6 protein-coding genes are annotated in these 6,450 nt (G+C 62.1%); 3 read left to right on the top strand and 3 right to left on the bottom strand.

Going from position 1 to position 6,450, the window contains the following annotated elements:
- The first annotated feature begins 157 nt into the window (after positions 1–157).
- Together KIP79_RS45735 and KIP79_RS45730 are read left to right on the top strand one after the other, a co-directional pair.
- Complete coding sequence (locus KIP79_RS45735; protein ID WP_214111353.1) at positions 158–376, top strand: NUDIX hydrolase; 219 nt, start codon at positions 158–160, stop codon at positions 374–376.
- A gap of 1,411 nt (positions 377–1,787) precedes the next feature.
- The gene (locus tag KIP79_RS45730; RefSeq protein WP_214111352.1) at positions 1,788–1,976 is read left to right on the top strand and encodes a hypothetical protein; all 189 of its coding nucleotides are present in this window, start codon (positions 1,788–1,790) and stop codon (positions 1,974–1,976) included.
- 204 nt (positions 1,977–2,180) lie between these two features.
- Here the strand turns inward: KIP79_RS45730 and KIP79_RS45725 are convergent, their stop codons facing one another.
- Positions 2,181–3,164 carry a hypothetical protein gene (locus KIP79_RS45725; RefSeq protein WP_214111351.1) on the bottom strand — a complete coding sequence of 328 codons (984 nt, stop codon included), beginning with the start codon at positions 3,162–3,164 and terminating at the stop codon, positions 2,181–2,183.
- An 879-nt stretch (positions 3,165–4,043) separates the two neighbouring features.
- A complete protein-coding gene (locus KIP79_RS45720; protein WP_256447794.1) occupies positions 4,044–4,535 on the bottom strand; it encodes a DUF6000 family protein in 492 nt (163 codons plus the stop codon).
- 410 nt (positions 4,536–4,945) lie between these two features.
- On the opposite strand from KIP79_RS45720, the gene KIP79_RS45715 reads away from it, so the two are divergent.
- A complete protein-coding gene (locus KIP79_RS45715) occupies positions 4,946–5,521 on the top strand; it encodes a DUF6461 domain-containing protein (RefSeq protein WP_214111349.1) in 576 nt (191 codons plus the stop codon).
- Positions 5,522–6,031: 510 nt separating this feature from the next.
- On the opposite strand, the gene KIP79_RS45710 is transcribed toward KIP79_RS45715, so the two are convergent.
- Positions 6,032–6,450: GNAT family N-acetyltransferase (locus KIP79_RS45710; RefSeq protein ID WP_214111348.1), on the bottom strand; the 419-nt coding region annotated here is incomplete at its 5' end.

Here is a 6,450-nt window from a genome sequence, read left to right as displayed (position 1 = left end):
TTCACGTGAAAAGTGCCTTCTGAACTGGCGCGGATTGGACCCTAGACAAGCCCTATCCTCCCAGTTCAAAGGCACTTTTCTCATGTAGGCGATCAAGCTGGCTCAAATTCACCGTGAAAGCCGCAGGCTAACGGTAGAACCGGTCGCGCTCACGGGCGTGTACAAGAACATGACCCGCGGGATCATCGCCCTGGTCTTCCGTTGCAAGGCGACAGGCGGAGCACTCAAGCTCAACGATGAAGTGCAACGCTTCATCTGGGCCACGCCAGACGAGGTCAAGCAATTGGTCACAGAAGCCTTTGCCGTCCGCGTGCTCGATGCCCTGCACGACGGACTACCGGCTGTCAGGGAGCACGACGGCGTGCATCTGATCTGACCTGTTACAGATTTCCCTACGTCTTCAAGCCGCTACCGCGGAAGGTGGGAGGAAGCAGGGGAGGAGAAGGGGGACGCCCTTTGGCAGAGGGATCAGCCTGGACGATCCAGCAGAGAAGGCGGCCCGCGGGAGCGGACGCGCCGGGGAAGAGTTCGGGCGACAGGCTAATCCTTCAAGCTGCTTCCCGAGACACTTTGGGTTGGGTTCGAGGTCTTGAGTTGGTGCACAGCGCTGCCCAGATGCCATCACGGCCCGCACGAAGAGTGCACACGACGATGAAGCTTCTATCTGTTGGTCCGCGCGCTCGCCCGCCGGCGGCTGCGGCCTCTTCGGGCCGGTCCGCCGGCAGCGGCGCGCACCACGCCGACAAGGCGGCGTGGGACATAGGTGGCGGCAGTTGCTTTGTGCCGATGGAGTTCTCTCCCCAGCAGGGTGAACGGACATGGCGGGGAGTAAGCCATGAGCCGAGAGATTCCCGGAGACCAGGAGGACGACACTGGCGTAAGGGGAGAAGCCGGAAAAGGGAATGAGCGGGGAGGTTGGATGGGGGATAGACCTTGGGGCGCTGCCCCAAACCCCGGGGTCTCCAGCTCTGGGAAGCTCGCAGATCAAGAACCTGAAACCCGTGGAGGGCTGGGGAGTTCTGATCGTCCCGTCCGCCATCGACCCGGGCAAGCCCAGCAGACCAGCTCCTCCGGCTCAAGCCCGGCTGTGCCGGCAGGGCAACCAGCGTGCGAGGAAGGCCACCGGGAACATGTACACGCGAAGCCGAGCTTGCCCCTCCGTCACCGGTCTACTGCCCCTCCGGGGCGGGTCGATAGCGGACGGGAAGATCAGGGCAGTGGCCGACGCAGGCATACTGGAGGTCAAGCTCACGCAAAAGGGAGTCTGTTCATGCAGATGAATGACGCCGCAGATCTACGTAAGAGATGGGAGCGCGCTGGCTCTCCACCTTGCGACCACCCTGGCACAGAGCGGGAGTACTACCTGGGCGGCCATACAGGGGACAGAGTCTGCGTGACCTGCGGGGAAACCTTCACGCCTGACGAGTACGAAGCCCTCAAGGTGCAGAAGAGCCAGGGACAGAGCTAAGGAGATCGATGGCGTTCGACCGCGTGACGTGGTCAAGATCGAAGCCGGGGCACTTTGGGGGCACATGACTTCGAAAAGTGCTGTCAAGCGATGACAACAGACGGAAGCATTCTCGCACGTCACTAAGGGCGTCGATTCCATCTACGCAGGTCATGAACACGCGGGAATAGAACCCGGCCTATAGGCCGACTCGTCCACCTTCAGCCCGCCTGAGCTGGGCCTATTCTCGACTCACTCCCAGGCAGGGCCCAGCAGCACGGATCCTCCGGGTCATCTGGTGATCAGGCCATAGGTGCCTGTAGGGGCCTAATCTGTGCCTGTGAGCAGGAGGCGATACGTCGCAAGAGGCGTTCCCGGCGGCTACCGGATCTGGGACAACAAGGCCCGCCGCTGGTGGGGTGACCTCTATGAGCTATGCCCTGACGAACTTCTGAATGAATTGAACGGCGAGAAGAACGGCGAGAAGATCACCGCGCTGCTTCAGCAGTACCGCGCCCAGAAGCGGTAGCTGTAGCGGACACGCTGTGTACAGCAGCGAAGTACAGCAACACCACCTCACACAGGCACCCGCGGCCGAGCCTCAACCACCTATCGAGCAGGGCAACGACCCCTCTACGTCGTGAACTGGCTCCCGTTTGCAAGCAGACAGTCCGTGATGACCGATCAGTAGTCGATGACGTGCGCTGACGGCCGCCAGTCAGCGGACGACTGATCAGCCACGAAATTTTACAGCGTAATGCCATTCGAAATAGCGACGGTTGTCCTCCGTGAATGAAAGGCATGGCCGCCCTGCGAGGCGCGAAAGTTGACCCGCAAGCAATCCGTCAGTCTCCGAAGCCGTGGCCACGATCTTCCCGTCTTGGTTGACGGCTATGTAGCCGGTTTCATAAAGCACGTCACATCCAAACTGGCAGGCCGGCATCGCGACATGAGCCAGGTCCCGGCGCTCTTCGTCGCTGCAGAGGCTTCGCATCTTGATGTGTGCCGTAACTAGAAAGCGGACGGGGTAGGTCTCGCCGCAGAGAGCACACGCTGCAGTGGCGGCTGAGCCGAACAGAAGCCGGCGCAAGGCAGATTGTTCCCGCCGCTGTTCAGATGTTACCGGTCGACTCAGATCCCCTTCGTAGGTGAATGTCTCCTTATATTCCGTCGTCGTATCGGACGCACTAAGAGGACGCACAGCGATGACAGGCGGTGTTCCACCCAGCGACGCAACACCCGGAAGAGTAAGCAGAACTGCTCCAATGAAGGAGCTGCGATAACCAACCGTATTGGGGTCGATCGCCACGCGGCCTGTAGTGCGGAGAGCATCGAGCGCAGTCTGCACATCCGCGATCGGTACCTGCTGACCATCTGGGGAGCGTTCCGTTGCGACAAGCACGTGTGGAGGTTGGACGTCAAGGATGCGATTATGTCGACCTTGAAGCGTCGCAATATCTTGACCAAGTAGCCGCCGCAGCAATTCGATAGCGCTGTCGTTCGCCTCTGCCGGTAGTACGACGGGAGCATCGGGGAATCGGCCACCAAACCACACTATGAACCGGTTGGCGAAGGAGTCGTCAACGGGAAAAAGGTAACCTTGTTTGACGCCACCATCCTGTTTGAAGGGCCCGTTCGGTGAGTGGTCGGTACGCCACGCCTCGGGAATGTCACTAAGCGGAACTGGCTCCGATGCCTCGCGGTAGGAGGTCCGCACGAGTCTGCCATCCTCAATCCAGAGGCCGGCAGGTAACTCCTGAGGGCGACGGGCGGGGACGGCGGGGGTCGTCACCAGGCTTAGCGCGGTCACTCCGGATGCGTAGTGAATCACTGTGTCACCCGGACTCACTGCAGTCATCGTTTCCCAGTGTGACGGGCGTCTACCGGCCCGGTCTTGGGTAGGTGCCCAGAGGATCCCAGCCTCTAGTTCCTGCCAAAACGAACGCCGCTGGTTCACCCACCAATACGCCATGTATCGGAATCCCTTCTCGATTTCCGGGTTCCTAGCTGGAAGCCGCATCAGGGGAGGAAAATGCGCAAGATGATCGTAACGCTGACAAGCGATGACATGGACGGAAGTGTCCGGTAGATCCTGCTTCAGGGAACAGTGAGTGGGGACCAGCCGGGGACCGCAAGCATGCGCGCAGCCGAAACAACCGCAGGTCGCCAGACGTCGTTCATGGCCACCTGAAGGCCGCTGAACTGCAAAATCGCCTACCCTCACGTCCTGGGGGTAAGTGCGCCTGCGTGACAACGACCGAAGACCACGGTGGACAGCGGTGGACCACAACGGACGCTGAACAGCAGGTAGAGCGGGCTTTGGCCAAGTCGAACGACTGTCGTTGTTGCCTGGGGGTCAAAGGGATCGGCCCTAGCTGGTACAGCAGCGGGATACAGCAACAGGGCCTTACAGAGGCTCACACAGTCAGCCGTCATCACACGCTTGAGAAGGCCAGCACGGCGCTGACATCGTCGTCGCCCACAGTTCGCATCGAAGGGGTCTGGGGTTCAAATCCCCATAGCTCCACTCAGGTCAGAGGCCAGTTTCGATCATCGGAACTGGCCTTTTTGATCCTCTGGGTGACTGAGTGAGTGACTAAGCACTGTCGCGCTGTGCGGCCCATTGAGCGAGTGTGCCGTTCATGGCGCTCTCGGCGAATGAGACCTTCTCCTTCATGGCGCGTTTGCAGCCGCTCGCATCCGAATTGGCCGTCGCGAAGGTCTCCCACAGGCCGCCAGGAGTCAGGAACCGGCCAGCATGATCGGTTCCGAGCTTCGCGTCCACGAGCATGAGAGCGCCAAGGGCGTCCTCTTGGTCGTACCGGCACTCCACTTGTGGCAGATAACGATCAAGGTAGGCCGACAGGATCGCCGCGTCTTCGGCCTCTCCGAAGCGAGCGAGCGCCAGGCAGTATCCTGCGCCCGCATGGACCAGTTCGCTTTCGAGGAGCATCGGCGTCAGCCGCTCACGAAACTGCACACGGCGATCCAGCGCGATTTGTACTGCAGCGGCTTCTACATCAGATGTTCGCCGTTGAGCACACACGGGACAGCCGAGCGACTCTTCACCGCGACCGTCAAGCGTCATTCCGACGGCACCGGCTACATAGAGATCGCAGACCGGGGCGGCACCGCTGCGTTCGGCCTCCCCACCCCCAACCGCGAAGGCGGGCGAGGGCTCTACCTCGTGACCGCTCTCACCAGCGCGTGGGGAGTCAAGGGCGACGCCGCCGGCGAGGCCGTCACCGTCCAGATAGCCCCAGGCGCACAGGTCGCTGCCCGCATGCCGACCGACCCGAGCGCAAGCAACTCGGCGTGGCTGAGAGCGTGCCCCTGGTCATCACTGAGCCGAAGGGAGAGACCCGCCTGCTTCCCGCCGACCGGACCATCATCGAGACCAGCCACCAAGGGATAGGCCAAACCAGAAGTGGTCAGCGCACGATCCCATCGGTGAACCGCCCGCCCCGTTGTGTCGGTGGGCGCTGTGAACATGGCGAGATGATCGCTACTCCTGACGACTACGCCTGGCTCACCGAAGCAGCGGACGGCTGGTGTTTCACCTACGTCCGCGGCCTGATGCCCGAGCAAGTGGTGATCCGGCGCGGCGGACACCCGGAGGACTTCACGCCCATGACGTACGGCGAACTAGTCGATGCCGCCTGCTCCGGTTCAACCGGACCAGGAGCGTTCCTCGGCGTGACCACCATCGGCGACTGGGCGTTCGTCATCGAGCCCGACCGGCATGGCATCGCCGAAGAAGTGATCATGCCGCTGTCGGCGGGCACCCGCCTCGTCTCTCACTACCTCATGACAATCAAGGCCCTCGACTACTTCTACTGGATCGAGGACGGCGAACTCCGGTTCTGCTTCATCGCCCAGGACGGCTACATGGAGGTACCAGACGAGCTCATGGAGACCATGGAACGGATCTATCCCGTCCATCATCCGCTCCCCGAGCTCCTCGATGGACCGGCGTTCCTCCTAGCCGAGCACCTCACCGGGATCACGCTGACCGCGCAACTACTGGAGGGGTCCCCTTACCTGGGCGGAGTCGTCCCCGAGCCTAGGTCGTAGATGAGGCCCAGCCCGTGGTGAACCGGACCTAGTGGGAACAGTTCTAACCAGTTCTGGCTCGTCGGTAGCAGGAACGAGCGTAGTGCCGTGCCGCTGACACGATGGTGTCGAACGGCTCGCTAGCTCGTCAGCAACTACTCTTTCGCCCTCCACCTTGAGCTTGGTGAAGATCGTCCGGTTGAGAAGCTGCCGCACGATCGGCCCCGCCTCCGGTGCAGCTCCTGGGGCTGGTCGAGCAGTTCCAGGGCCGTCAGGAGCACTTGCCGTCCTGCTGCAAGCTGGGTGTCAAGCTGCTTACCGGCAACTCCGCCGCAGCCAGCCCTGGCTGCGCGTGGCCATGTGCTGGACCGTGGTCGTCCCTGACAACGAGCGAACACTCACCCTGGAGGAGGTCGCCGCCCGCCTCAGCGGAGACACCCCACACCAACTCCACGAGCCGGCGCCGCCGAGCACCAGGGGGCGCCCGCCGTGCGGGGACCGACTCAACCAGAGTGCCGCTGCGGGCGGGCGTCAAAGCAGACGCTCCATCCACAGCGAACTGATGTACTGACCGTTCTTGGCGGCGTACTCGTGGAACGTACCGACCTGTGTGAAGCCGAACTTCCGATGTAAGGCGACCGAGGCGTCGTTGGGCATGGCGATACCCACGACCGCTACGTGGATCGGCTCGTCGGGAATGCTTTCGAACAGCGCCCGATACAGCGACGTCCCTACCCCCAGGCCCCGGCAACTGGCGTCGATCGCGACGCTGAGCTCGACTGTCTGCTGGAAGGCCTCGTGATCCCGGTAGCGCTGACTGCAGGTGTCCGTGGCCGTGCAAAAGTAGCCGCAGGTGGCCAGATCGAGGTCACCACTGATGGCCAGTTTTAAGTCCCCACGTCTCGTGCGCTTGCCGGTGTGTCGTGGGAAGGGGCGTGCCCCTGAACGGT

Source organism: Acrocarpospora catenulata, assembly GCF_018476525.1.
GTDB classification, from domain to species: Bacteria; Actinomycetota; Actinomycetes; order Streptosporangiales; family Streptosporangiaceae; genus Acrocarpospora; species Acrocarpospora catenulata.
The sequence above is the reverse complement of the archived record's forward strand: the minus strand, read 5'-3'. Positions and strand labels throughout refer to the sequence as shown.